Source organism: Cyclobacterium qasimii M12-11B, from assembly GCF_000427295.1.
GTDB lineage: Bacteria > Bacteroidota > Bacteroidia > Cytophagales > Cyclobacteriaceae > Cyclobacterium > Cyclobacterium qasimii.
The window spans coordinates 39,911-66,504 of record NZ_ATNM01000071.1; the positions used below are offsets into that span (position 1 = coordinate 39,911).

17 protein-coding genes and 1 pseudogene are annotated in these 26,594 nt (G+C 39.4%); 4 read left to right on the top strand and 14 right to left on the bottom strand.

What is annotated here, in order from left to right:
- Positions 1 to 7: 7 nt before the first annotated feature.
- From ADICYQ_RS07290 to ADICYQ_RS28360, 8 genes and pseudogenes are all read right to left on the bottom strand, one after another.
- Positions 8 to 2,161: a hypothetical protein gene (locus tag ADICYQ_RS07290; protein WP_020890576.1), complete on the bottom strand. Its 2,154-nt coding sequence runs from the start codon at positions 2,159 to 2,161 to the stop codon at positions 8 to 10.
- 122 nt (positions 2,162 to 2,283) lie between these two features.
- Positions 2,284 to 3,693 (bottom strand): BNR repeat-containing protein, encoded by a 1,410-nt coding sequence (locus tag ADICYQ_RS07295; RefSeq protein WP_040415053.1) that lies wholly within the window; start codon positions 3,691 to 3,693, stop codon positions 2,284 to 2,286.
- Positions 3,694 to 3,756: 63 nt separating this feature from the next.
- A complete protein-coding gene (locus ADICYQ_RS30160; RefSeq protein ID WP_369073250.1) occupies positions 3,757 to 4,191 on the bottom strand; it encodes a polysaccharide lyase beta-sandwich domain-containing protein in 435 nt (144 codons plus the stop codon).
- Positions 4,186 to 5,957: pseudogene (locus ADICYQ_RS07300) on the bottom strand (polysaccharide lyase family 8 super-sandwich domain-containing protein); the annotation flags it as partial. The gene ADICYQ_RS30160 and the pseudogene ADICYQ_RS07300, both read right to left, overlap by 6 nt.
- A complete protein-coding gene (locus ADICYQ_RS07305) occupies positions 5,954 to 7,819 on the bottom strand; it encodes a heparinase II/III domain-containing protein (RefSeq protein ID WP_040415010.1) in 1,866 nt (621 codons plus the stop codon). The pseudogene ADICYQ_RS07300 and the gene ADICYQ_RS07305, both read right to left, overlap by 4 nt.
- Positions 7,820 to 8,284: 465 nt before the next feature.
- Positions 8,285 to 10,060: a RagB/SusD family nutrient uptake outer membrane protein gene (locus tag ADICYQ_RS07310; protein WP_020890583.1), complete on the bottom strand. Its 1,776-nt coding sequence runs from the start codon at positions 10,058 to 10,060 to the stop codon at positions 8,285 to 8,287.
- 18 nt (positions 10,061 to 10,078) lie between these two features.
- Complete coding sequence (locus ADICYQ_RS07315; protein WP_316929275.1) at positions 10,079 to 13,006, bottom strand: SusC/RagA family TonB-linked outer membrane protein; 2,928 nt, start codon at positions 13,004 to 13,006, stop codon at positions 10,079 to 10,081.
- Entirely contained in the window at positions 13,003 to 13,344 is a 342-nt protein-coding gene (locus ADICYQ_RS28360) for a carboxypeptidase-like regulatory domain-containing protein (protein ID WP_235114450.1), read from the bottom strand. Before ADICYQ_RS28360 ends, ADICYQ_RS07315 begins: the two co-directional genes overlap by 4 nt.
- A 1,262-nt stretch (positions 13,345 to 14,606) precedes the next feature.
- Here ADICYQ_RS28360 and ADICYQ_RS07320 point away from each other — a divergent pair.
- Together ADICYQ_RS07320 and ADICYQ_RS07325 are read left to right on the top strand one after the other, a co-directional pair.
- Positions 14,607 to 15,320 (top strand): NUDIX hydrolase, encoded by a 714-nt coding sequence (locus ADICYQ_RS07320; RefSeq protein WP_040415012.1) that lies wholly within the window; start codon positions 14,607 to 14,609, stop codon positions 15,318 to 15,320.
- A 58-nt stretch (positions 15,321 to 15,378) separates the two neighbouring features.
- A complete protein-coding gene (locus tag ADICYQ_RS07325; RefSeq protein ID WP_020890587.1) occupies positions 15,379 to 16,788 on the top strand; it encodes an alpha/beta hydrolase family protein in 1,410 nt (469 codons plus the stop codon).
- A gap of 277 nt (positions 16,789 to 17,065) precedes the next feature.
- Here the strand turns inward: ADICYQ_RS07325 and ADICYQ_RS07330 are convergent, their stop codons facing one another.
- The 4 genes from ADICYQ_RS07330 to ADICYQ_RS07345 form a co-directional block, all read right to left on the bottom strand.
- Positions 17,066 to 19,240 (bottom strand): bifunctional alpha,alpha-trehalose-phosphate synthase (UDP-forming)/trehalose-phosphatase, encoded by a 2,175-nt coding sequence (locus ADICYQ_RS07330; RefSeq protein WP_020890588.1) that lies wholly within the window; start codon positions 19,238 to 19,240, stop codon positions 17,066 to 17,068.
- A 321-nt stretch (positions 19,241 to 19,561) separates the two neighbouring features.
- Positions 19,562 to 19,924 carry a spermidine synthase family protein gene (locus ADICYQ_RS07335; protein WP_040415015.1) on the bottom strand — a complete coding sequence of 121 codons (363 nt, stop codon included), beginning with the start codon at positions 19,922 to 19,924 and terminating at the stop codon, positions 19,562 to 19,564.
- A 1-nt stretch (position 19,925) separates the two neighbouring features.
- Positions 19,926 to 22,337: a penicillin acylase family protein gene (locus ADICYQ_RS07340; RefSeq protein WP_020890591.1), complete on the bottom strand. Its 2,412-nt coding sequence runs from the start codon at positions 22,335 to 22,337 to the stop codon at positions 19,926 to 19,928.
- Complete coding sequence (locus ADICYQ_RS07345) at positions 22,334 to 22,903, bottom strand: DUF2911 domain-containing protein (protein WP_020890592.1); 570 nt, start codon at positions 22,901 to 22,903, stop codon at positions 22,334 to 22,336. The genes ADICYQ_RS07340 and ADICYQ_RS07345 overlap by 4 nt, the downstream gene beginning before the upstream one ends.
- A gap of 307 nt (positions 22,904 to 23,210) precedes the next feature.
- Between ADICYQ_RS07345 and ADICYQ_RS07350 the strand changes: the two genes are divergently transcribed.
- Positions 23,211 to 23,924, top strand: a complete 714-nt coding sequence (locus ADICYQ_RS07350; RefSeq protein ID WP_316929273.1) for an endonuclease/exonuclease/phosphatase family protein — start codon at positions 23,211 to 23,213, stop codon at positions 23,922 to 23,924.
- Between the two features lie 29 nt (positions 23,925 to 23,953).
- Positions 23,954 to 24,265, top strand: coding sequence for an endonuclease/exonuclease/phosphatase family protein (locus ADICYQ_RS29590; RefSeq protein ID WP_020890595.1), 312 nt, complete (start codon positions 23,954 to 23,956; stop codon positions 24,263 to 24,265).
- On the opposite strand, the gene ADICYQ_RS07355 is transcribed toward ADICYQ_RS29590, so the two are convergent.
- Both ADICYQ_RS07355 and ADICYQ_RS25855 read right to left on the bottom strand, forming a co-directional pair.
- Positions 24,216 to 25,856 carry an efflux RND transporter permease subunit gene (locus ADICYQ_RS07355; RefSeq protein ID WP_081652313.1) on the bottom strand — a complete coding sequence of 547 codons (1,641 nt, stop codon included), beginning with the start codon at positions 25,854 to 25,856 and terminating at the stop codon, positions 24,216 to 24,218. The genes ADICYQ_RS29590 and ADICYQ_RS07355 overlap by 50 nt on opposite strands.
- Positions 25,808 to 26,515, bottom strand: a complete 708-nt coding sequence (locus ADICYQ_RS25855; protein WP_020890597.1) for an RND transporter family protein — start codon at positions 26,513 to 26,515, stop codon at positions 25,808 to 25,810. The genes ADICYQ_RS07355 and ADICYQ_RS25855 overlap by 49 nt, the downstream gene beginning before the upstream one ends.
- Positions 26,516 to 26,594: the final 79 nt, after the last annotated feature.

Here is a 26,594-nt window from a genome sequence, read left to right on the forward strand (position 1 = left end):
AAATTATTTACTTGTAGAACAATCGATGGGAGCCTTTTAATAAATGGATTTTTATAAAACCATCTGCAGAGCTAGTAGATTCCACCAATTCATCGTCTAAATATAAGCTTTTTGACGGTTTATTTATTAGGTAAAGATCCGTGGCTTCGGGTACAATAACACTTACAAATTGATGATCCATCCATAAGGTCACTGTTTTCTCCGCTTTAAATTCAAGTTCCTGGCTGGTGAAAAACCTGGCGTTTTTCGCAAATAGGAAACTAGTAGTCCCCTTTATTTCCCTATGCACTAAAAAATCCCCCTCAAATTTGAGCCCCTTATATTCAATAGAATGCCCAGTCTGGGTACTGTTCAATATTAGGTCTTTTGCTCCATTAGCATGTTGGATCAAGTTGATTTCATAACCCTTTTCAATGCTACGCTCCAGGTTCATTTTGACCTCCGTCTGCTTAATGGGATTCAATAAAGTCAGTACTTGCTTTCCTCCCAGCTCATCAGGCGAGTAGACCGCCTCCAACCTGTTGTGATCTGGGTAGCCGGGATAGCTGGAAGGTACAGCTGAAGCCACCAAGTGTTGATTGACCGAATCCGGTGTTGTCAGGTATAGTATTTCTAAAGCTGTACCCTCCACGGTCGGATAATGATCAATAGCCGCCAAATAGGAGCTATTTAAAAGAACGGTGTCAACTTTACTCTCATTGGAAGGATGAAGGTAAGAGTAAATCTTTTCTCCTTCTCCAACCTTTACCTCATCCAATAGAAGGACATAGGCTTTTGAAGATTCCGTGCCATGTAACAACAACATGCTTCGGTTATGTTGAGAAGTGGCCAATGCCGTACCAGCATCTCCCATGGCATAGTCAAATGAGCTGCGGCTTATGCTTTCAATGATGCCATTCCCTGTACGGGAGGCATGATCATTTCTATTAATGGTAAGGGTATTGTTTAGTGTCGCCGATCGGGTTGGCGCTCCTAATCTCCCACCATTCACAAGCAATCTATTGCCAAGGCCTGATAAGGCCAGCCCATTTACTTCCTGATGGGTATGCCACTCGTCCTGGCCCTTTATATTGTAAAGTACGGCATGGATTCCCTCCGGATTCATGGCATTTTCCCTTAAAAAAGCGCCACCATCTTCATAAACACTGCTTTTGGGAAGTTTGGGATAAGGCAATTCCTTTTGTGGAAGCAGGTAACTGATAATATGGCCTCTCTTTTTATCTTCTTCATGAAACCATGCCGCATAAGCAGCGGCCTCCGCATCAAAATTCCCTACCCGGGCATGCAGTAAATCATTGCTTAAAAACTGGGTAGGAAGCATGTCCCCTATTATGGCCATCTCCTTGCTATTGTTCACACTGGCACTGAACAGCCAACGGTGGAACTTTTGCAGTTGTTCATTGGAAAAGTATCGCTTATCTATTCCTGTAAATTCCAATACATCCATATAGCCTGCTTTGGAAATACGGCTGTCCCCTCCCCCTACTCTTTCCCAAGCGTAATGTATGGTAATCGGAGAAACCCCATCAGGAGTAATCTGGGCCATGGTCCCTTTAAAATAGGCCTCATCAGGTCCGGTTCTAAGTCCCTTGTAAATATCCCAAACCCCATGGGTGCCGAGCCTTACTTCCGTCCAACTGCCTTTACGATTTATTTTAAATATTTGGGATTCAATCACCTTTTCACAGGCAAGAATCTCTTCTTGGGTCAAATCATTGTAAACAATGTCAAGTGCCAGAATCGCCACAAAGAATGAGCTCATTGGAGGTACTACGCCTCCCCAGTTTCTTTTTTCAGTAGGCTTTAATTTTGAGTATTGATTTAAGATTAAATCTTTAACCTTTTGAGAATACCTCGATTTATCTTCCGGATTTAAAATATAGGCCAAGGCAACAGCACCTATATAATCTTGTAATTCGTAGGCTCCCCTTTCCTCCAGATTAAAACCTTCTTCTGTAATCTTAAAAGCATCGGAAGCCATGGATTTCCATGGTTCATAATAGGCTTTTTCTCTGTGTTGCTCAAATTGATCTTCTGTAACAATCAAAAATGGATGTGAAGCAACCTGAGCGGATACGCTTACTGTCTCCACAGCTAAAAGAAATAGCATTCCTACAATGTACCAGCCATTTCTGATAGAAGTTGATTTGATTTTAAACATAATTTTGATTGGTGGAAGTCATATTAATTCTCAAAGTAAACAGTCTCCAAAGGATCTGTAAAAAGTAAGGGCTCCATTTATTCTGGAAATTTATGAGCTCTTAAAGGAGCCCTATAATTCAATCAGTCCAATTCGTACAGATAAAGTACAGATGGATTTGGCCAGGGTTCAGGATAAGCCTTGTCTCTATTTGGTGGAAGGGTTTCCCATTTCAAACGATAGGTTTTTCCATTTTCCGATTGCCCCAGGTCTTGTGCATTCCTTATTTCCAGCCCCTCAAAGTCTCCTTCCAATTTAAGATCTGCACCAAAGCTTTCTGGTTTTAACACTTCACCAATGGTATTTAAATCTTTGTCCAGAAGCAACATTCCCTCTCCATATTTAATGTGCTTGTAACCCAGTTCAAAATTCCCATCTTCCCTTAGGTTAAAATCACCTAAGCGAACCTCCGTGGGTATACTTCCCCCTCCCGAGAATTCCCATCGATAATCCCAATTGGTCACTTGCCTGGCTTTCCATGCACCCTCTTCGATCTTGCTTACGTAAAATTGTATATTACCCTTTTCATCGTATTTATGGAAAGCCATCAATGGCTCATTGTTCTCGTCCAAACATAACTTTGCTGCCAGATTAATTATCCCTCCTTTAGGAGGTACAGGATCCACAATCACACTTTTCTGAGCAATAGTGACAGGGACAGTCAGCTTATTTCCGAATGCATCGTACCAATTTATCATGTCCGGGCTTTTGATATAGGAGAGGTCATGATTGGTCGCACAATCAGGCGTATCTCTCCAGACCCAATACATATGGTACCAATTGTCAGCTCTTAAGGAAGGCTGAGACGCATAGGCATTCATTTCTCCCATTCCATCCGTCAGAGGGCTGTCTAATAAGCGTGTCCATCCTTTAGAAGCAACATCATAAATATTGTAGATTTCATTCCCATTTCCACTTCCTCCATCTCTGTAATGAAACAACAGACGACCTTCTCTGTCCTTCATGAAATGCGGGTAAGTACAGCGCTTTTCATTCGAACCTACCATCTCCATTTCTTGTTTTAAACTGCTTATATCATAAGGAGTATGTCCTCGGAAATAGGTAATGGGATGGACATGCATGTTCCCCGCCATATGCAGGTATCCCTCAGCATCAATACCTATGGTAACTGAGTTATGACTGTCCCATCCAAGGGTAGTACTTGTTCCCTTACCCTCATCCCTATCAAAAACTGGCAAACGGTGCAGTTCAAATTTATCCTCATTCAAGTTCCTTTGCCCCACAGTCATGTGCCTGTCTTTGTCATAATACGCAATGTATTGACGGTCTTCATGTGTAAGCAGGGAAAAGCCGACTGAATGGCCTGCCCACACACTGTCTATGGGTATGATCTTGCTCACTGTAAGTTTTTGGTCGCGCTCATCTATTACGATGGGCTCATTTTTTGCTTCTTGTGATTCCTGGCTTTTGGGGCTACAAGAGACCAAAGCAAAAAACAAAAGCCATAAAAAACTATAATTGTTATTCATCATCCAATTCATTGGTTGTTTATATTTTTTCAAATAAAAGGTAGTGTGTATTGAATACTAATAGGTTTAATCGCCCAATATTACACTAATACCTGCAAATTCACCTTCCGGTAGCTTTACAGTCAAATCACTCAGCCAACTTTCAGCATTCCAATCAATTGACAGCTTGTCATCCTGCAAATCTACCTGGCTATTGACCTGCAGATGGATTTTGCTCAATTTCCTACTTGGATCGGATACTGCCATTTTAGCAATTTTATTACCGTCAAGGTGAATTAAAAGCAAGCCTGGACCATCCATAGTTATTTCCAAACCATTGCCTATATTCAATTTACCAGCTTTATAGAAATTGGCCTGTACCTGCAGCAATTGATTGTGCCTGACAGCCTGAATGGCTGGGGTATTTGATAAAATTTCAATTTGATCATTGCTGCGATAGGCCTTTGTTTCTTCTAATGAAGCATTGGGCAACACCAAATAGGCATAATTTTCTTCCCTCACATTGGCGCCATGGTTTACCCAAAGGCTAAAGACATCCTTCGAAACATCTTCCTGAGGAGCCCTTGTTTGTTTGTTGATGCCTGTCCAACTTCCAGTGACTTCACCAAAAGCCAATCCTAGGTTCTCGGGCTGTAATAAAAAATAACCTACCCGGTCATGATGCACCCAATCAATGTCTTCAAGCGCATAATCTCCCCGCTCCAAAGTTTTCAATTCTTGATTTGATTGGACGTGTACCTTGCCTGAAAGCAGCAATTGATTTAAGGTGGTAAAAACCTCTTGTTTGCCTTTTGAATCTATTCCCGTTCCCAAACAAACGTATTCCTTGTCAAAGAAAACCAGCTCTTTTTGGCTTTTAATGGATCATGTGGACTGATAAAATCAAAAGCTACACTGCCATACAAATTATCTGTCACAGCTCCCACGAAGTCCGTATACCCTGGTTTTTGAATTTGATCACCATCAGGTAGTGCTTCCTTTTGCAGAATAGTTGCTCCAGGTATTTTCTGGTAATCCATGACTGGAAATATATCGAAGTATTCTAGTCCTGTTAATGAAAGGTGGTTGGTCCCATCTCCACGGTGATGATTCTTTAATCCTTCACTGTTATAGGGTACTTCCATGTTGTCGTTCCTTATGGAGTACATCCTTACCGAAGTAAAATAGTCAGGCCTTTGGAAGGTGAAGTATTCTGTCTGCCAGAAATACTTGCTATAAGAAAGGGTAACATGCTCGATCCCTTCTTCCCTTACCCGTATAATTTCTTCCAAATCCGCTTTCCGATAATCGGTCGCCTCCACTAGTTTTCTTGGGGTGGCGGCATTGAGGGCATGTATGGCTCCTGGTCGGGCAACACTCCTGTTTTTAGCACCAGCATCAAAGAATTTACCGAATGACAAATTTTTGCTTATGCCATCCAAATAGTAATCGACCAGGATTTCCACTTTATCCTCAGAAAAAGCATATTGCGTACCTGCTGTATATACTACCCATTCCACAAATGAATCTGCATAGCTCAATCCATAGGATGCCGTATTATTAACACGGTCCATCCTATGGTGAAAACTGAAATCCCTTTGTAGTCCTCGACTGCCTGTAGTAAACTTAATCTCTCCTTCAATTACCTTTAAAACGGTTTCGAATTTTTCTATTTCTCCTAGAAAAAGCAGGTTCTTGGCAAGTATTCCCGCTATTTTTATCCTGTCACCACTTGGCCTTGCTCCAGAAGCATTCAGATGTGCCCTTCCGATAATGGGTTGGGCATCCTTCACCATTTGCTCTGGCATTTCCTCCCCTATCAATAGCATTACTGCTACAAGGTTGTTGGGTGTACCTATTTGATTGTACCACCAGTTCTCGCAGAAATAATCGTTTTGCACCCAATGGTCTAAAGCTGCTGTGATGGCTTGCTTTACTTTTTGACTGTCCCTGAATTCAGAGTCAGGCTGTCTGTAAGCTTTGGCCAGGCTGACCATATTACTCGTATGAAAATAATGTTCAAAGCCAGTCCTGGATACATCCTGGTAATTAATCCCTGGCCAGGTACCATCCGTATTTTGAGTATCGAGTAGGCCTGCTATGGCTGCATCATCTATCCCCGCGGCAAGGTACTCTCCCACTACCCTCTCCCTCACCAATTCAAAATCGGTGGGAGCGGATAGTGCAAAAGAAACACTTGCAACAAGAAAGAATAAAACACTTCCTAAAAGCTTAATCGGGCAATGGGATATTTGTTCTCTCCTGACAGCTGTTTTTATATTTATCACAGTGCTTTTAATCTAACCTTTATCACCTCAGCGTTATTTTCAATAAGGTAGGCAGGGATTCTAATCTCCAATCTTTTTAATCCTTCAATCTGTCTATCGAGCTTCAAAGGTGCTGGATCCAGTGATATTATAGAAACCATGATCTCAGGGTGAGAAAGGTTCTCTAACATCACTTTTTCCCCATCTTGACTAAGCACAGCACCACCATCCACAATACTTACATCTGCCTGGGTCATCATCTGCCAGGTGATCATTTTAGTATGGACATTGGTTTCAATTTGGTCTTCAATGACAAGAGAGTTGTTGTCAGGCTTGATAAATTTCCTTGTTGCTTTTTTTAGGTTATTTCCAAAGACTGGGGTCAAATCAAATTCCGCTTCGGGCTGATCCCCTTTGCTTACATTTACCATTTTAGCAAAACCATCATTTACATGAAGTTCATCATTGACAGTCAATGTACTGTGGCCATAATTGTTTTTGGTCAACAAGCTCCAGCGTTCGCAATCCTGGCAAGAACTCCAAAGGTCAAAACCCGCTTGCTCTAATTCATTGTAATTCTGATTTCCAGGATCAATGCTCCATCTCACGCCATTAAGCTCCCAAATAAATGAGCCTGCATCCAAATTGCCATGAGAGACGGTTCCTTTACCCCCTTTACCTCCAAAATAATAACCTTCACCATCACGTATGATCACAATTGGGTTTTTACCATCTCCTTTATATACGAGAGGCAATTCCGCTTCTTCTGTTTTTTCAAATTGTGCCAACCATACCAAGCCGGCTCCTGCGATCCTGTGAAGCTTGCCAAAGTCAGCAACCGGTTGGCTGAGTTTATCATCCTCTATATATAAGGAATTACCAGTCTGTGTAGCAAACCAAGCCAAAATGATATCTCCAGCATTACTGTGTCGATCTCCACAATCTGCATAATTGTAATAATTTCCTGAAGGAGCAATCGTCAATATCCTGAAATCGGCACTTTCTTTAAAGGCAGGGTAATCGCCTATACCGAAGTCAGTTTTAAAAGCTGTTTTTAGCATAGCAGAGGTAAGTACAGTAAACGCAGTACCATAACCCCAATAAGTAGAACCTTCAGGATAAGCCCCATCCGGTCCGTATTGCATAAGTCCATTAGGAATTCCATCAATAGAACGGTGAATGGTTTTGGCTGCTAATTCAATGTCCTGATCAGCAATCACAAGAGAAGCAGCTATCATACCGGCATTACAAACCTGGTTCCAGTTGTTGGTGCCGTACATTCGACCATTGTTTCCATTCCAGCTTGGCTCAATAGCTTTCTGAATTAAGGCTTCCTTCGCCATCTTCACCGTAGCAGCTGGCAAATCATCTCCTACCCAGTCAACGGCCAAAGCGACAGCAGTCGCCATCTCTGCCACATCAAGAAAATGAGAAGGATTCCAATCTGAGAAGTTGCTTACGGCAATGATTTCCTCATTTATTTTATCAAGGTATTTCTTATCCTTTTCGATTATATAGGCAATTCCTAACACATTGACACGATGCAACATGTCTCTTGAAGTACTCAATAGTCTTCGGCCGATTACATTTCGGGTAAGCACAGGCATAGAGAGTACATCATCCGCATTGGCTTTTAAGGCATGGTAATAATTCCTCACCAAAGGGTCACTCTTAATCTTTCGCTTCAAGTTTTTTTCAAGTGCTGGCGTAAGCGCCAGTTTAGGCCCTGATTTTTTCAGGTGTCGCTTTAAATAGTTTACTGTAATTGGGTTCTCCAATTTTACAGTGTCCATTTTAAAGGAATCCGGACTTGCCGCAAATAAAGGGTTCCATAGCAGGGCTATGATAATAAATATTGGAATGATGGGTTTCGTTATTCTCATGTTACTAAAAATTATTTTTAAGTATATCTTAAATTACCTGGAAGTGGTTAAAATTTATTTCTCTTTTAGTGGGTCACGTTAATGGTTTTAGGTGAACTGAGAAATTATTCTCAGAATCGGTTTTTTTTTGATCATCTTAAGTCTGTTAAGTCTACACCTCCAGGCAAAGCTCCTTCAAATTAATCAGCTGAAGTTTGCTGTATTTTAACCTGGATCTGAACCATTAAAAATGAAAAAATTGAACGTATTCTATGTGAATTATAGAATACCTATTTGAGCGCGTTATTTGAATGGGTATTGGGTACATTTTGGGTTTAGTAATTATGGATCAATTTAAAATATCCCCTTTGATTTTCCTTTCCGTTTGTAAAAAAAGCACAAAAAAACCTGCCGGAATTAAGGTTTCTTTTAAATTAAACCATTCCGGCAGGTTATGCTGCATTATAAATACCAGGTAGTACTTAATTAATTGTATCCTGGATTTTGTTGTAATTGTGGATTTTGAGCCAAATCATCCAAAGGCAAAGGCCACAAATAGTCTCTATTTTCGTCGAAAGTAGGGTTTTCCCAATCTGTGCCTTTATAGACATCAATATAGGTTTTACCTGTTTCTGGATCTTCGCTTGTCTCGATGATCGCTCCGGCAAATCTTGCCTGGTTTTCAGCATTCCAACGAATCCCAAGATCAGGGCTTTCCAATTTTTTACCTTGTTTCCAACGTTTCAGGTCTTTGTATCTGAAGCCTTCCAAGAATAATTCTACTCTTCTTTCTCTTCTGATTTCTACAATAAGGGAAGATACACCATCATTAGCATACCTAGGATCCATTGGAGGATCAAGCATCAAATGAGGCATGGCTACTCTATCTCTAAGTAGGTTGATACTCATGTCCAGATCACCTTGGGATATCTCACCCAATTCAGCCTTGGCTTCAGCATAGTTTAACAACACTTCACCGAACCTCAAGATAATAGCTGGGGTCTCTGATGTATTGTATGCTTTGCCTATCATATCGTCCGCATTGTAATGCTTGATGATGTGGTAGCCAGTTTCAGTGGTAAAACCACCTGGCATACCCACTACTCTTGGGTAGTCCCTGCCATCAGCCCTGTCGTATTTGTACTTTTCAGTATCATCAGGATGAAGGATTGTTTGTCTTAAACGTGGGTCACGATTTTCGAAAACATCCTCAAAAGTATCGTCACCTTTGTATTCCGAAGATAAAGTAATAGGCAAACCATCTGTGGCCAAAAAGTCTTCAACAAAACTCTTGGTTGCTCCACCTGTATAGCCGAAATACCCTTGAACTACATTGGTATAGATACCTAACTGATACCTTCTCCAAACCATTACTTCAGGATTTCCACTTACATCAATAATACGCATGTAGGCATTAAAATCAGTTTCAGGATTACCTGTATTGTATACGCTGTAAGGGCTATTGTCCATTACTTCCTTTGCAGCTGCAGCAGCTTCATTTAACCACATTTCTGGGTTAGAACCGCCATGGTATTTTCTCCAGGTTCCTTCAAACAAACACAACCTAGCTTTAACAGCTAAAGCTGCCCACCTGTTCAAACGACCAGGCTCGTTACCATCTCCCCAATCATCTGGAAGGTGCGTTGTAGCAAAATTCAAATCCTCCAAAACCTTGTCCATGGCTTCTTCTCTAGGCATTCTGGCTGCAAATAATTCTTCAGAATCAATGTTAAGCTCTCTGTCTACCCATGGAACATCTCCAAAAGTCTGAACTTTCTCCGCATAAAACCAGCCTCTCAATAATCGGGCTTCTCCGATATATTTATTTCTAGTGGCTTCAGTAATATCCGCCTTAGCATAGTTATCCAATCCTACATTGATCGCTCTTACAAAACTCCATCCTGAATAACCAAACCATTGGCTACCACTTGGCACAAGTTGTTTACCCGCACGAACCTGCTGAAAGAAGGTATGTCTATCATTTCTAGGTGCAAGGTTATCAGTAAAGCCATCTAAGAAATAATAACTTCCCCAATAGCTGCTAAAGCCTGAATTATGTCCATGTAAAATAGGGACATTTGTATCATCCAAAGCCATATTGTAAAGGCTATTGTTATAGACCATAAGGTCATTTTCTGTATTCCAGAAGGTCTCATTACTTACCTCATCTAGAGGATAGCGTTCCAGAAAATCATCGTTGCAACCTGATAGCATCAAAGCTACCACGCAACAGATCGTTCCTATTAAATTATATTTTTTCATTCTTTTTAGTTTTAATTTTTAGAAGGTTATTCTAGCACCCAGTGTGTATACCCTTTGCATTGGGTATTCAATAGCTCCTGCATAGATTGATTCAGGATCCAAAGGCTTGCGAATTGGAGAATACTCCCAAAGGTTCATGCCTGAAAAGTAAATATTGGCATTCTGGAAGCCAATGGTTGACATCCATTTGTCCGGAAGATTGTAACCTAAATTGGCATTCTTCAAACGGATATAACCTGCATTTTGCAAGAACCTGCTTTGTGTCTGAATATTTTTCTTGTCATTTGTGGAGATATGAGGAGCTGCAAAATAGGCATCTCTGTTATCTTCAGACCAAGAATCTGTGATGAAATACTCTTCCACATGACCTGCATTGAAAGGGAAGAACCATGTCCAGTTTCCAGAAGTAGGCCAGTGATCTCTTTTCCATATACCTTGGAAGAATAGATTTAAGGTGAAGTTTTTCCACTGTAAATTATTGTTCAATCCAAAGCTTAATCTTGGGGTGTCATTGCCTATGATTCTTTTGTCTCCCGGATCACTTAACGTTCCACTACCAGGAGAAATCACGCCATCACCATTCAAGTCAGCATACTGTATGTCTCCTGCTTTCCAATTGGCACCAAGCCTTGATTGATCAGGTGCATTGTCTACCGCTTCTTGGGTCTGGAAGATACCTACAGTCTCATAACCCCAGATTTCACCTAATTGTTGACCTTCATAATACTGACTGATTACTCCTTCAGGATTCTCAAACTTAGTGATTTCAGCTGTCCAATCAGACAAAGCCAAAGTAACATCATAGTCGAGTTCATTTTTAACCCTGTCTTTCCATGTCAAAGCCAATTCCCAACCAGTGGTTTTCAAATCAGCTGCATTAGACTGTGGTGCGCCTGTACCCAATATGGAAGGATAATCTCTACGCATCAACATGTCTTTGGTTTCCCTGGAATACACATCAAAAGAAGCATCAATTTTACCCCCAAATAAGGAGAAATCTACGCCTATGTTCTGAGATACTACTGTTTCCCAAGTCAAAGTTGGACTTACTAGACCGGCAGCAGATACATAAGGTGTACGCTGTCCAGAACTTAACATAAAGCCTGATTGACCTGTTCCTAAAGTTGGGATATATGGGTAGTAGTTACTTCCCAATAATTGGTTACCCAAGGTACCATAAGAACCTCTGATTTTGAACTCATCCATCCAGGTTTTGGTACCTGCCATCCAGCTCTCGTTAGATACTCTCCAACCCGCAGAAAAAGAAGGGAAGAAACCAAAACGGCTATCAGATGGGAATCTTGAAGTTCCATCATACCTACCATTGGCTTCTAATAAGAACCTATCATCATAGATATAATTGACTCTGTAGAATGCTCCTCTTAAGGATACGTGGCTACTGCTACCATACGTTTGTTGCAAACCTGTAGTGGCATTCAAATCCGTAATCAATGGCGTTAGCAATGTATTTGCCTGAGCCCTGATGAATTTATTATTACCCCACTCCTGATTGAATCCAACCATAGTAGTCAGGTTATGTACCTCAGGAAGAGAAAATTTATAATCTGCAAATGCGTTGAACACGTAATATTGATTGTAAGAAGCTCTTTCATCAATAAAATCATTTCCACTAAAACCATTGCTTATCAATCCAGCAGCCAATAAATTATTGTCTACTATTTCAATTTTACTGGCAACATTTTGCTCCGAACGGTGAAAGAAATTATAAGAGAAGTTAGACTTAATTGTCAAACCTTTCGCTGGAGTAAGTGTCACGCCTTGCGTCAACCATATATCATTGTTGGTCCAGGTAGAACGTCCACCATCTTCCAAATAAGGGAAAAAGTTGGTGCCACCGAAATACTTTCCAATATAAGGCGCATAGGTTTCTCTATCTCCTTGATTAACATAGAAAGGAAGATCAGGAAACTGTATTGGCATAATTGGATTTACCCTGGCAAGTGTATTGATGTTTACATCCCAGTTGTAAAAATAAGGCTTGTCACTTTGCTGAGAGTTTACAACAATCTTTTCATCCAATGTCAACCAATCAGTAACTTTAAATTCAGCCTTCATCAGGATATTGTAACGTTTGAAATTCTCGTTACGGTCTGAATTAAGATAGCCATCTTTATTTAGGTGTCCAATAGAAACAAAATACTTAGAGTTCTCAGACCCACCTGAAATAGACAAGTCATGTTGCTGTGATGGAGCAAAATCGGTCATGATCTTTTCAGTATAATCATTAAAACCGTAAAACCTCAAAACACCATCTACAACGCCCCAGGCATTCTCATCCGTAGGGTTTTCAGACCAGCGCTTGGTTCCATCAATCATGTCCTGATCGTAAGCAGGTCTACCATTGGTACGTTCATTTGCCAAATTCCTGGCTTGTACAAACCTATATGGATCATTAATTGGGTCCATATTAAAGATAGGCTTACCCAATGAAACCTGACTGTTTAATGTTACGCGAACTTTTCCTTCTTTTCCACTTTTTGTAGTTACCAAAACTACACCGAAAGCTGCTCTTGCTCCATAAACGGCTGCCGCGGCAGCATCTTTAAGAACAGAAATACTTTCGATATCATTTGGGTTGATCCTATTCAAATCCATAGGAACATTATCCACTAAAATGAGTGGTGACCCACCGTTAATGGATTGGTATCCCCTGATATTGAAACTTGGACTTTGGGATGGATCACCATTTCTAGGGGCGATATTTAAATTTGGAATTACACCCTGCAAACCTTCACCTACGTTAGCGATAGGTCTGTTCTGAAGCCTTTCACTTGTAGCAACTCCTACAGCTCCTGTTAGGTTTACTTTCTCTTGCGTACCATAACCTACCACAACCACTTCATCCAGGGATTGGGTATCTTCTTTTAAGGAAATATTTATAGTACTTCGATTGGCAACATTTACTGTTTGGCTTTCAAAGCCTATAAAGGAAAAACAATGCTTGCATTTTCAGCAACAGTAAGACTATACTGACCATCTAAATTAGTAGCAGTACCTATGGATGTTCCAGGAACGGAAACAGTCACACCAGGTATTGGTGAACCACTCTCATCTGTAACAACACCTGTAATCGTAACATCAGCGAGGTCAGCAGCAGTAAGTTTAGCACTTGCCAATACCGTTTGATCTTTGGTAATGTTTTCCAGATTTTTGTTTAAGCTTCCAGTTTGGGCCATTAGGCCCCCTGAAAACAAACAAAAAAGGATTGCCGAGAGCCATGACATCGGTTGCATGTCCCGGAAATAATGTAGATTTTTTTTCATAATGGATTTATTTGTTAATTGATTTACTCTTTAGGATTTAACTCCTAATTCAAACTTGATTCAATTCAGTTACTCTTTAACTTCATTGGCTTTTGTATTTATGGTTAATTTGACTCTCAATCTATAAAACTCAAAATTTTGATCCGATTTAGGATAAAATTCCAATAAATTTCAATGTTTAAGTAAACTTTCCTGAGTTAAACCATATATACTTGGGTGTGAAAGGTTATTTTAGGTTTCTCCAAAATTTTACATCTTCGAAGTTTAATTATATTTTATTCAAGAAAAAAATTAATACCTAAAAAATGTAAGAATTCAAGAAAAAATAATATATTAATATTTTAGTTGATATTTGTTAAAACATCTTATTTTCTATGTCTTTAGTAGAAATCAATTTCAATGGTAAAAACTCGGGTTTAACGGTTAGGAATAAATGCTAATATATAAATAAAGTCATTTTCATACTTTACCGTATAATTCAATTTCAACTTATAAAAATACTATAAAATTAAGCTTCCAATTCGAATATTAGATGCGTGTTCGAATGAGGCAATGCGCTTGAAAATTACAATTTTATAGCATGATATATCGCTATTAGATTGGAATTCCTGCATAGCAAAACATTTAACCCTTAGGTGATAATGGTAAGAATACCCCCGTACTTGGTCGAAAAAAGGTTAATCTCAAAGTGGACATCTCAATGCTAATCATTAACGCTTCTCTTCAAGAAGTAGGAAGACCTTAGCGTACTATTGATAATGGTTTTCTGGAGTATCATCTAAGGTGTAATTGGTATTCTAAACTTTGTTTTTTCAACCAGATCTCAATACCTATAAAAGGAGTTTAAGTAAATCAGTGCAATCCTAAAAAGCATAAGCTGAAATTACCAATAAACAGTATATTCAAAAACTGAAATTTGTACTCACTCGAGCGAAAAAAATAAACAATTACAAAAAGATTTTTTTTGACCTGTCTTCGGTGTAAAACAAGAAGCAATTTCCATATTTTATTCATCAAACAGAGTTTAACAGTATAAAATTTAACTTGATATTAGAAAAAAAGACTCATTCTTTAATTTTTGGTTTAATAAGCTCCACATCTGGAAAAAAATAACGAAATTAGCAGCAGTAAATGCGAAGAGGTGATGGAGGTCTATATTTTTTTTAGAACAAAAAGCACCTCGGGTACGTAACTCATATATAAAAAGGTACACGAACCTTTTTATATATGAGTGCTTTTGTAACAAAAATAATAAAATAAAAATGTTTAAATATTCAAGTCAAACCAGGGTCTTAGTGGCTGTGGATTGTATAATCTTCGGGTTTGATGGTGTCGATTACAAACTATTAATGGTCAATAGGGGAATCACTCCTGAGAAAGAGAAATGGAGTCTTATGGGAGGTTTCCTCAGGACCAACGAATCTCTTGACGATTCTGCCAATCGAATACTTAATGAACTCACAGGTTTGGAGAATGTATTCATGGAGCAAATGCATACTTTTAGTAAACCCAACAGGGATCCAATTGAGAGGGTGGTTGGAGTAGTATACATGGCCTTGATTGACATTAAAAAATACCAGCATCAGTCCAATGATGATTTTCAGGCGCGTTGGTTTCAAATTGACCAAATTCCCAAATTGATATTTGACCATCAAGAAATGGTGGAAATGGCTTTTAACAGGTTAAAAAGTAAAGCCGCATTTCACCCAATACTTTTTGAATTATTGCCGGAAAAATTTACCCTGCCTAAGCTACAGGCATTGTATGAAAAACTGTTTGCGACCAAAATAGACAAGCGAAATTTCACCCGTAAACTTCTATCAAGCAAAATTATTCAAAAGATAGAGGAGAAAGACAAAACAGCTTCCAAAAAAGGGGCTTTTTATTACACCCTAAATCCTTCCAATTACAAGGAAAACTTTCAAAGAACGCTTAATCTAATTCCAAAAAGTGAAATACCATCTCTTATGGAATAGTAATTATGACCTATCTTCCTTTTTCCATATATTTATGATAATTTATCACTAAGGAAACATGGAGCAGCTATTAGACAAGAAATCATCTTTATTTTGTTTAATAGCTGTTCTTTTTTTTACAGCCTCCACTATAAGTTATTCTCAAACCATCAAAGGGACATGGGAAGGAAAATTGGATTTGGGTTTACAACAACTCCCTTTGGTCTTTAATTTTGAACCCGCTTCTGAAGGCTGGAAAGGGAGTCTTGATAGCCCACAGCAGAATGCATTCGGGATCCCATTAACGAGTGTATTGTTTGACGGAACACTTCTTTCTATACAAATCGCTCCCTTGGGGGCAGATTTTGAAGGAACCCTTATCAATAACAGTATTGTTGGCCAATTCAAGCAATCGGGTTTGTCCTTATCTCTTACCCTGACTCCGTCAAAAAAGAAGGAAGTCAATTTAGAAAAGAGACCACAGACACCAATAGGGCCTTTCCCCTATGAAATCATCAACACCTCATTTGTTCAGAGAAAAGAAGACCTACTGTTTAAAGGGACTGTCACTAAACCTATGGGTGAAGGACCATTTCCATCTGTTGTCCTTATCAGTGGCTCGGGCCCCCAAGATCGGAACAGCGAAATTTTTGGACACTTTCCTTTCTGGGTCATCGCAGATTATCTTACCCGGCAGGGAATAGTCGTATTGCGTTACGATGATCGGGGTGTAGGTGAATCAGAGGGCACAATGGAAGGAGCCACCACAATTGATTTTACAAGAGACGCCTGGGCAGCGTTGGAAAAACTACAAAGCTTCTCATTTGTAGACAAGGCTAAAGTAGGTGTCATAGGCCATAGTGAAGGAGGACTTATCGCCTGGATGATGGGCGCCGAAAACAGGGGTAATCTTTCTTTTATAAGTGCTCTTGCTCCCCCAGTAATTTCTATTGACAGCCTGATGGGTGAACAAACGTACGATATAATAAAAGCTTCTGGAGCGGAAGAAGAACTTGCCAGGGAGCAACAAGCTTATAACTTTAAGCTATATCAACTCATTAAAACCAGCCAAAATGCTGAGGAGGCCCATAAAAAGCTAAAGCAATTCATAGAAAGCGACACCACACTTATCAAATTGGATAGTCTTCAAAAAGCAACTCAAGTTGACCAACTTTTAGAACAATATGCCTCCTTAACGGCCCCTTGGTTTTATCAATTCATTAAAATTGAACCTAAAGAATTCATTTCTCGGGTTACTGTTCCTTCCTGGGCAGCTTTTGGCGGAAAGGACAAACAGGTAAACGCATTGTCTAACAAAAAATCTCTCGGCCAAATGGGCATGGAAAATATGGAGATGAAGGTTTACGAAAAGCTAAATCACCTTTTTCAAACCGCCGTAACCGGAGCCATCTCGGAATACAGCACTATTTCAGAAACATTTAATCCTAACGTTTTAGAGGATATTGCCAACTGGATTAATTCCCAATAAACCTGAATTCAAAGAAATTGATTAGTAACATCAATGGGCATTCCCATTTACAATAGGGAAGCGCTGTAGGTACAAAAACATTGCCCGCTTGATTAAAACATGAAATACCGAAAATCCTTCACGAAGCGCTATTGTTTACTTATGGTGAATCTTCAGCAAGAAAAAAAAGCCCATCGGCACCAATAAGTGGCACCGATAGGCTAGCATACAATAGTGGATCTAAACATTCCTAATCTATAGGTAAATAGAATCGAAACGTTTGTTTTCACACCAGGAATTAACTCAATAGCGATTTAAGCAACTCTCTTACTTCCTCAGGGTTTTTAATATTGTAATTGGCTTGTGTATAGGTATACCCTACTCTAATGGTATACGCATTTTTCGGCATGGCTTTGAAAGTATCTTCATCTGTCCAATCATCCCCTAATGCCATAATAAAATCATATTCCTCGCCTTTCATCAAAGAGGTGGCTGCACGTCCCTTATTGATATCTGGCCGTTTAATCTCAAGGACCTTATTTCCTTCAAGAACTTGAAGGTTGTGCCCTCTAGCCATGTATTTTAAGTGACTGAACAATTCTCTCATTCTAAGATCTCCTAAGCCACTCTCCACTTTCCTGTAATGCCAAACGAGTGAGTGGTGCTTTTCTTCAATCAATGCACCCGGAGTACGCAAGACATAGTATTCCATAACCTTTCGAATATCTTCCTTCCAGCTATCATCTACTTCAGCATATAAAATCCAATCTTCTTTTTGGTCCTTTCTTTTTAACCAAACGCCATGCTCGGCGATCATATCCACTTTTTGTCCTTTAAACCATTCTCCAAGTGTTTCTTTATCTCTACCACTGATAATGACTATCTGACATTTTTCTGAGAGGTCAGCTACCAATGTTTTTAATTCTTCATCTGGAAAAGCATCCTGAGGTTTGCCTTTAAATCCAACAAGTGTCCCATCATAATCCAATAACAATAATGGCCTTTTTGCCACTTTAAAGGCCTCTTTGATTTGGGCACTAATTTTCTTATCCAAGGCTTTGGATTCAAGATCAGCTTGCTTTTCCTTTACAAACTTCAACCTATCCATAAACACTTTTACCCACTGAAAAATATCGTATTTTTTCAGGCTTGCTTGCATGGAACTCATCCTCAACTCCTGCTCCTCCTCATCCATTGAAAGTGCCTCTACGATGGCGCTTGTTACCCCTTCCTGATCATTAGGGTTAACCAGTATGGCATCAACAAGTTCTTTGCTAGCTCCAGCCATTTCAGAAAGTATCAATACCCCTTTCTGATCGGTTTTACTGGCTACAAATTCCTTGCAAACCAAGTTCATCCCATCTCTAAGTGGCGTTACCAAGGCAATGTCTGACATGCTGTAAAATGCACTTAATTCATTGAATGGAAAACTGCGATAAAAATAATGAATAGGCACCCAGTTCAGGGTGGAAAATTTACTATTGATATGCCCTACCAAAGTATCTATTTCTTCCTTAAGGGTCTGATAAGATTTCACCTGATCCCTGGATGGAACCACCACCATTATCATCGATACTTTACCCTGGTACTCAGGGTTTTCATCAAGAAGTCGTTCAAACACTTTGATTCGATTTGGAATACCTTTTGAGTAATCCAGTCTATCGATGGTTAACAGCAACTTCTGATCACCTAAGGTTTGCTTGAATTTCTTAACGTAGGTCTTTGTTTTACTGCTTAATGCTGCTTTTTCATATTTATCGTAATCGATTCCCATCGGAAATGCATCTACGTTTATCAACCTGTTGTCTGCTTGGATAAAGCCACTCTCATTGGATAAGCCTAGAATTCTACCTACAGCACTTAAAAAGTGACGCATATCGTCATAGGTATGGAAACCAATCAAATCCGCACCCACCATTCCTTCAAGCATTTGCTTTCTCCAAGGAAGCATCCTGATGATTTCATAGGATGGGAAAGGAATATGCTGAAAAAATGCGATGGTCGCATTTGGTAATTTTTTTCTAAGCATCATGGGTAGCAACAATAGTTGATAATCATGTACCCAAATGGTATCGTCCTCATTTGCCTTGGCCAGAATAGCATCGCAGAATTTTTTATTTACCTGCCAATATGCATCCCAATATTCATCTTCATAATTGATGTGTTGCGTGAAATAGTGAAAAGCGGGCCAAATGGTTTCATTGCTAAACCCTTCATAATAGAGCTCTACGTCTTTCTTGGTTAGAAAGACTGGCGCCATTTTTAATTTCTTCAGCTCATCTACTACTTCTTTCTGCTGCCCCTTATCCTCCACATCGTTGCCTGGCCAGCCTATCCAGATATTCTCTCCTTCTTTATAGATAGAACCCAATCCCGTGGCTAGACCACCAGCACTGGGCTTAAACTCAAACTTTCCATTTTTGTGTTGTAAACTAATCGGTAATCTATTTGAAACAATAATTGTTTTTGACATTTCTTAACGTTGGTTAGTATAGAAAAAATTTTACAAAAGCTAAAGTTAACTTTTAACCCTAAATAGACAATAGTAAGTCAGTTCCGACCTTAAAATGCAACAATTCATGCTAATTGGAACTGTTATGACTTCTTAAACAAAGCGTCTGCACTCTTAAATGTGCCCACATGCGCATTTTTTTTGTGAATGGATTTAACATGCTTTTCGATTAATTCGGGAAATTGTTATTCTGAATTTTATGCTTATTCTAATATAAACAATTTGATAGTAAAAAAAAACATTGTTAGCAATTCTAAGCGGTGTAAAATGGCCCAAATGCACTTAATACTCATTGTTCCTTTCCACAAATAGTTTGCCAAGAAAATTACCTGTCAATGCACTTGATCCTCCGATCAAAAACCCAATTGAACCAGTAATCCCAACCAAAATGGCACCATTAGAGAAGCCCATAATTTCGGAAAATTTATCCGGAAGATCCGAACCTGAAACAGACCATATGACCAATGGAGCCAGTACCCAAACACTAGCGACACCTAATGCCCCTGCTATGAAGGCTAGAAATGCCGATCCTCTAAACCAGGCAGATACACCACAGATTAGAATCATTAAAATATAATAGGGTACGATTGAACCCAGGAGGTAAGCTATTAAAGCTACTATAAGTATATGTAAGATAAACTTCATGCTAATCAGGGATAAATTCGGTTTGAAACAAAACTGATGAGGCATTGCTTCTATCCCTCAAATCCATTTGTAGGTATTCTCCAGAAGCCCAAACATCTACCAAATTGTCATAAAATTTACTTCCAGGATTTCCAGATTGTCCTCCGGGGTATACGCCAAATGCTTTTATTTCTGGCCCCATTTCTACGACCATTCGCCAGCCAGGCCCCCAATCAGAAGCAGAGGCATTGACAATTCCTTTCCCTCCTCCTATGGGTATATTGAACCTTCCGAAAGCCGCTAAATTTGGAATCAAATGGCTAATGTGTGTGTTTTTATAAACTGACCAGGGTATGGAATCTGTACCATTCTCAGTCAGCTTATCCATTTCCTTTACCATGCCCAAAAACCCTTCATTTATCCAATGGTTAGCATTTTCCTTCTGCCCAGTGCTTTGTTGATCAAACCAGTCAGCATAGGGCTCACTTTTTATGCGTTTGGATAGGATAAATTTATTTGGATAAGTGATGGGCAATCCTTTGGTATCCCAGGAACTAAACAGCGCCTTTTCCATATGGTCCCACCAAGATTCAAATAAGACGGGTGCCATTTTTTCCGCGGAAGCATTGTAGTCCCATGCTTTTAATTGTGCCAGCCAAACCCTTTCCTTCTCAGAGCCTCCCACCTTCACACTGTCTAGCATTAATGGCAATATTTCCGAAGCGTGAAGGTTGAAATTATCTAACTGAAGGGCTTTCATATCCTCCAAAGTGATCCCAGTCTTATCAGACAATTGGTCTACAATTCTTCGATTTCTAAAATATTCATAACTATTATTATAAACATAATAAGGATAGTTGTAGGAAACAGGATGCTGATTGGCGGAAACCAAAAATCCCTTTTCCGGATTTCTATCTTCAGCATTGTGCTCCTGTGGAATAAATCCTTGCCATTCATAAATGGGTTTGCTTCCATCCATTAGAAACTTACCCTGCCCTTTCCATTTCAAAGGAAATTTACCTTGGACTTTCATCGCAATCTCACCTTCTTTGGATGCAAAAACAAAGTTCTGAGCCGGCGCTACATAATGGGTAAGTGCCTCATTAAAATCATCATACCCTTTTGCCTTATTTAAGGCTATAAAGGTTCTGCTTTCATTGGAGTTACCATGAGCGGTCCACTTCAAGGCAAAGTTTTCTGCCTTCCCTTTCATTTTGAAATTTCTGTCATATACCACAGGGCCATAATGGGTATAAATCACCGTGTCGACAAAATCATTTTGCCCTTTCACTAAGAAAGTTTCAAGCTGCTGGGTACTTTGAATCCATTGCCCATTGTATAGATACTCTTCTCTTGACTGGTCTTTAAATGTGATTTTATACCAATCTTTCACATCTCTGTCGGCATTCGTAGTACCCCAAGAAATATGCTGGTTGTACCCAATGATCACTCCGAGAGCTCCCGGCAAAGTGGCTCCTTTTACGGTGTATTCAGGAGTACTTAATTGAGCAGTAAACCATAGTGAGGGTAAGTTTAAAGCCAAATGAGGATCATTGGCCAATATTGGATAGCCAGAGGCTGTTTTTTCTCCTGAAACTACCCAGTTATTTGAACCTAGTCCAGGCTCTTTTTCAGGTAGCAATTGCGTTATTTTTATAGAATCAAGGAAAGCTTCATCCGGTCCGGTAACTTCTAATGGCTCAAAGCCCCAGTCTTCTTTTGTGATAACCGGCACGACTCCTTCTGGATTATCAGGAAAAAGCTTATTTAGCCATTCATCTCCAAAAATATTCCGGAAATTGGTGTATGCCAAATCACTATCGCCCGACAATGTTTCTGACATATTCATCAAAAACAGAAGCGTTTTGTAAGGACTCCAGGGTTGGGGGTAATAATCTAGAAGCTTGTATTCAAGCGGTAACTCTCCTTGGGAAAGTTGGTCAATATAGGCATTCACACCAGCTGCATAAGCCAGCATTAAGTTTAATGTTTCGGGATCGTTGATTTGGAGGTATTTCAGTTTGTTCCTAGCGCCGAAGCCAAGTCCTTTCCTTCTCATTTCCCTGTCACGGTTGAGCGCTATGGACCCTACGACTTCTGAAAGCCTTCCTTCTGCAGCCATTACCTGAAACTCCATTTGCCACAACCTGTGCGTTGCAGTAATATAACCTTGAACCTTAAAAAGATCTTTCTCGTTTTCGGCAAAAATATGAGGGATCAGGTTTTCATCATAAGTCACGGAAACCTCTGATTCAAGCCCCTCCAGAGTCACTTCACTGTTCGGACGGTAATCCTCACTGTAGGCGTTTTGCCAAAACCCTTTAAATGGGTCAAATATTTTGGCCAAAGGAGGCAAATTTGCCAGATTTATGGACAAGCCAACGGCAACTAACAATGAAAATAGTAATGAAAAAAAGAACCCTATATACCTCATTCAATATTTAACAATACTTTTGCTTTTTCCCACTTTATTTCTAAACCTTCTTTTACCACTTCAATGGAGAGTGATTCTTGGCTGCTGGATTCAAAAGTAGGACTAACATCTACCCTTAATACATCATTTTCCTCATTGTATTGGAAATGCCCATGCTCTAAATCCCAATCAGCATTTAATATCACAGTCCAAGGTTCATTTTCTTTGGGAATGGTAAACAAAGAATATTTCCCTGCTTTTACCGTTTTACCTTCAACTACAACATCTGTACCAAAGGATACATTCGTGGCTTCATTGGCACCTGTTCTCCAAACTTCTCCATAAGGCACCAAATCTCCCCAAACAACTCTTCCCTTAACGGAGGGCGCACTGTATTGAACAGAAACTTTTTTACCTTCAATTACTCCTGAGGAGGACTTTAAAGGGCTAGCACGTTCTTTTGATTCCTCGACAGTTTCCTCTTCCACCGTCACAGCACTTTTTGATGATGGATTTGAACAGGAGAAAACCCCCAAGCAAATCACAAAAAAATATATACTGAAAAGTGGTTTTGTAAGGTAATTCATATTGTTTAAGATTAAATTTTACACTAATCTATGTATTTTTTCCTTAATCAGCCATTCATTATAGGTTAAATATCATATTCATAATATCCGTGGTAAATCTATCGTTTAAACGAAAATCATGATGTTAACCAATCCCCTTAAATGCCTTTATTTTCCTTTTTGCAAAGAAAAACATTTACCAGAGCCAAAATCAATCTTTTACAAAATCACCTGCTATGCAAATTGAATCATCCGAGTTAGTAAAAAAATAAATATATTGGTATAGCACAAAATTATTACCAATTTGGGATTTATTTAATTCTTCAATATGCGTTTCATTATCGTTTCAATCTTTTTGATCTCCCTTGCCCTCTTTTTCAGCGTGAACATTTCACCTGAGACATGGGATTATACTGGCCTCTTCCCACTTTTGATACCTGTTTTCTTACTATTGAACCTATTTCTCATCGTCTTGCTGTTTTTCGGACGATTCCGCTTAATTATTTTTCCAATTTTAGCCCTTGCTATTGGCTGGAAGTTTCTAGTGGTCTCCTTCCAATGGAACACTCCTGATACGGTGACTGAAGGGTTTACTTTTTTAAGCTACAATACCATGTTATTTAACAATAACTGGGGCAATGACAACGACATCAAAATAACGAATTCAATAAAATGGGCGCAGGAAAACCCTTCAGACATCAAGTGTTTCCAGGAGTTTTACCAGGACTTTACCACACCATCAAGAAATGCGCTAAAGCAGATCAGTAACAATGGAGCTTATGAGCATGCCTACTTTGCTGCCAATGGCAATGAAAAAAAGAAATCGTATGGAATTGCCATATTCAGTAAATTCCCTATCATCAATAGCGGTAAAGTTTTTGACAACAAAAGGAATAATGGTGCCATGTTTGCTGATATAAAAATCAATGAAGACACCATCAGGGTTTACAATACCCATCTTGAATCAATGAACATCAAAGCTGCTGACCTTGATAATTTGGAAGGCATAAAAACCAATACCGTTCCACCATTAGAAAATTAAAAGAAGGGATAAAATTAAGGACTTCTCAAATGTTAATCCTTAAAAAACACATAGCGGGTAGCCCTTATCCTGTGATATTGGCTGGAGATTTTAATGATTTGCCCTACAGTTACACCTACTTTAGCCTTAGGGAAAATTTAGAAAATGCTTTCGAAAGCAGAGGTCGGGGTTTTGGCTTTACTTACAACAAAGTATTGTTTTTCTTACGTATTGACAATATGTTTTTCGATAAAGCCCTGGAAGTTTTACAGTTCAAAACCCTGCGAGAAGTAGATTATTCAGACCATTACCCTATTTCAGCTGTGTTTGCTTATCCCGGTCAAGTGAATTCCGGTGATTGATTTTTCTTTCTATCACCTTCTTAAACGGAATTAACAAAACAGGTAACCATAGTAAATCTGCCAACACCGCAAAAAGCAAAGAAAGGCTTACCAATACACCTGTAAACCAAGGTATCTCCAAAGTACTAAAAGTCAACATCACAAAGCCCGAGATCAAGATCAGTGTCGTGAGAATTATGGCTTTTCCGGTCGTAAGATAGGTAAGGAAAAGCGCTTTAAGCAAGCTATGCCCCTCCTTCATTTGCATCCGAAGATTGGTCATAAAATGAATGCTGTCATCTACTGCTATTCCAAAAGCGATGGCAAATACTATGGATGTTGAAAGTTTGAAGTCTATTCCAAACCAATACATAACACATCCTATCCAAACTAAAGGCACAATATTAGGCAGGATAACAAGCAGTGACACCCTCCATGACCTGAAAAGAAAACCAACGATTATTCCTACCAATAAAAACGCAAAACCAAGACCACTAAAAACTTTATAGGTGACCAATTCATGGCTTTTATCTATGAGAAACGAAGTACCCGTCAACCGGACTTTTAGTAGCTCTTTGTCTATATTGCTTTCAACAAATTCATCTAATTTTTGATGCTGTCTTTTCCCTAAAAGGCTTCCATTGTCTGCAGTTTTAGAGGAGAGCCTTCCAATAGTTTTGTCGGTTGTCCATAATTTAATGTTTTGAGATTGCCCCATTTTATCTACCAATGGCTGCATCCTCTCGTAAGAAAGAGCAGATGGTAGAACAAAGGCTTTTGGATTTCCTCGATTTTGCGCCTTATTCACCGCTTTTACTGCTGTGAGGGGGGACATAATAAAACCTGTATTATAATTTTCCCGGACAAAATCCTCCAACTTTTCTATTTCCTTTAGGACCCTATAATCAAAAAGGTCCTGCCCAACGCTCCCTGCCTGAATTTGGATTTCCAAGGGTTTGGATCCACCATATTGTTGATCAAAAAATTGAAAATCCTCCAGAAGGGAATGTCCTTCGGGAAGGTTGTCCAGAATGTAGCCATTCGTTTTAACCTGGGACATAAAGTAGCCCGCAAGCAAAGTGACCACTATAAAGGATAGGGAAATGGCTTTTCGGTGGGCAGTGATATTATGAAATAGAAGCTTTAAAAATTTATTCCAGCGACTGGCCCATACTTCACGGTTAGAGGAAGGTAAGGAAGGTAGGTGGTAAAGCGCAAAAGGCAATATCGAAAACAAGGCCAAAAACATAAACATAACGCCACATCCAGTGTACAAACCAAACCACATCAAGCTGGGAACATTGGTGAAATACAAGGAAACAAAACCGAGCGAAGTGGTCAGGGCAGTTAGAAAAACAGCTAGACCCAATGTTTTAAATGCGCCAAATATGGCTTTGTCTTTTGATTCAGATGCAACCAATGCGGTTTGGTAATGATTGACCACATGCACCATTCCACTGAGTCCAATCACCATTAAAATAGGCGGTTGCATCACCGACATTACATCCAACTCACCACCTGTCAAGAGTAAAAAGGACAGGCTCCAGAAAATGCCTGTAACAATTATAATAAAAGGCAAAACAACCCCCACCAGGAACGGTACATCATCCAAAGCAATAAAAGCACTCCCACAATGGCAAAACTCAAGAAAAATGCAAATTCCTGTTGAAGCAAATTAACAAAAGCACCCTGAGCTTTGATTTTACCAGCTGTTTTAAAAGCATCAAAATGATATGCCTGAAGTTTACTTTCAATGCTTGCGTACAAGGTATCGCCCCTTTCCTTGCCTATCATTTGCTCATTCTGGACCAAAAGCAACAAGCTACTGCTATCATCAGCAATCAAATTACCCATCCATTGCTTGTCTTTTTTAATCTTCTGGGCACTGCCAGCAAGAGATTCCTTACTGAACCAATCCAACAAAGGCCTGTAATTAACACCAAAAGGACTGATTATAGGTTCTTTTTGATTCAAAACAGAAACAACTTCCACTACCCCATCTACTTGCTTCAGTTCGTTTTCAAAGGCCAGGCTTTTTGTCAAAAATGCACTGTCAAAAACACCAGTATTGTTTTCTATGGCGATTAATAAATAATCATTGTCATTTTGAAAAACTTCCCTGTATTCCTGATAAAAATCCAATTCAGGATCATCGTGCTGGAAAAAATTTTCAAAATCATAATTGAAGCGCACTCCTTGCCAGGTAAGGATGAAAAACAAGGTCAGTAATCCTGCAAAACCAAGCGCCCACATGGAATTTTTCCTATTCATTCCTATCGATTTTATTGCTACAAACACTGTAAAGGTAATTCTCCATCTTTAACTCAAATCAATATTTAAAGGATTAATA